Annotated in this window: 1 protein-coding gene and 1 pseudogene; both read left to right on the top strand. The window is 35.0% G+C overall.

The features are described 5' to 3' along the window. Positions 1-185: pseudogene (locus EGI22_RS15395) on the top strand (phage tail protein); the annotation flags it as partial. A gap of 172 nt (positions 186-357) precedes the next feature. Next, positions 358-1986 (top strand): Calx-beta domain-containing protein (locus EGI22_RS15400; RefSeq protein WP_255069327.1); only part of this gene is annotated, 1629 nt, incomplete at its 3' end.

Genomic DNA, 1986 nt, shown 5'->3' on the forward strand with positions numbered 1-1986 from the left:
ATTCATTGGGAACAGCAGCAAGAGGAGGTACTGTGCTTCCATATGCACCTGGAGCAGCAAATCAAGTTGCAATGGGCTCTACAACTGGCTCAGATGGAGGTAATATACCTGTAAACAATATGCAGCCTTATCTTGCTTTGAATTATATTATTGCGTTGGTGGGGGTTTACCCTTCGAGAAACTAAAGCCTCTATTATAAGTTGTTGATTGCCAAGGAGTATTTATTAAGATTTAATAATAAAATTACTCCTTGGTATTTATGATTTATTAAAATATATTTTTTATTAAAACTTTTTCTCACACAATAAGACTTACCAAATATTTAGCAGCAAGAATTATATCAAAAACATTAATTTTATGAAAACTATTTTTACTTTATCAATTATCAATATTAAGCTTAAAAGCTTGCTGTCTTTTTTTGTAGTCTTGTTGATTTCGATTAATACTTTTGCACAAGTTACAGCCACTGAAGACTTTGAAACAGAAACGAACAATGGTTCATTTGTTGAAAGTTCAATTAATTTTACACATACATTTAGTCTAACCACTCTAGCTCCTTATGGTTATGGCGGAAGTTCGAAATTTTTGGAGTTAATCACTAATTCGCCGGCGACCAGTAATTCTGCTAACATTGCAATAAATAATAGTTTAAACCCAGGTGCCTGTTATAAAATAAATTCATTTGCTGCTTATGTAAGTAATTCTAGTGGAGGAGCAATACCTATGAATGGTTCAATAACCGTTTCAGGCATACCTTGTGGACAGGTAAATACTTTAATGGCAAATATTACTATTAATTCTAATGGTGGTGCTCTTGGAAGCGGCCAAACTATAGATGCAAATGGTATTGTAAACGGACTTAATTTTATAGGAACACCTTTAGATGGTTTATATTTTCAAAGTCTAACTTTTAATACTGTTGATGGAGATGGCTTGGGTGGGGGAAATGGTTTGGTATATCTGGAGATTGATCATGTGAATTTCACAACGACAGTACCAGTAACTAATACTTATGCAATAGCAAATGCTAATTTTTCTGAAGGAAATGCTGGAACAACAGTAAATACCTATACTATTACAAGATCTCTTGGAACTTTGGCAGGTTCAGTTCAGATTCAATCATCAAACGGTACCGCTACTGCAGGTTCAGATTACGTGGCAGTACCATTAACTACCGTTAATTTCCCGATTGGTTCTTTGTCACAAACTGTAAATGTAACCATCAACGGAGATGTAACTTTAGAACCGAATGAAACGATTAATATGACGCTTTCTAATCCCACAGGTGGTACCATTAGCTCGGGTTCAGCAATTATTACGATTTTAAATGACGATAGTTTCATAGAAACCTTTGAGGATGAAACAAATCTCGCTAATACATTCACAGAAGGTGGCGTGAATTTCCAGAGTACTGGTAAACTGGGGATTTCAAAAACGGTCTCAGCAATTGGTTCTGGTAGTTCATTCGGCTTTTTAGATTCGAAAGCTCCGTATGCAACGGGAAATCAAGGATCAATTGAAGTGACGACTGCAGGAAAGACCTTTAAAATGTTAAGTGTAGATTTATGGTCTTCGCTCAATTCGGGAAATTCTTTTCCTGCAACTGCCTGTACAGTTACTTTTACGGGTTTAAAAGAAGATGGCATCAATACTGTTTCTCATTCGGCAAGTATATCTCCTACAGGTTTAAATGGATTTGAAACTGTTAATTTTACTGGAACTCCATTTGATAATATTCCTTTGATTAGCATTTCTTTTAGTGTTTCTGGTTCTGTAAATTATCTTGCAATAGATAACTTTAATTTTGCTCCTTCTAACATTACTACCACTCAGCTATCTATTAATGATGTTAGCCTATTGGAAGGTACTTTAGGTGGTAATACTTCAGCAGTTTTTACTGTTTCTCGTTCTAATAATAGCACTGCATTTTCTGTAAATGTAACATCTTCTAACTTAACTGCTTCGGCAGGATCTGATTATACTGCT

Origin of the sequence: Lacihabitans sp. LS3-19, from assembly GCF_024343575.1 — a bacterium.
Classification (GTDB): domain Bacteria; phylum Bacteroidota; class Bacteroidia; order Cytophagales; family Spirosomataceae; genus Leadbetterella.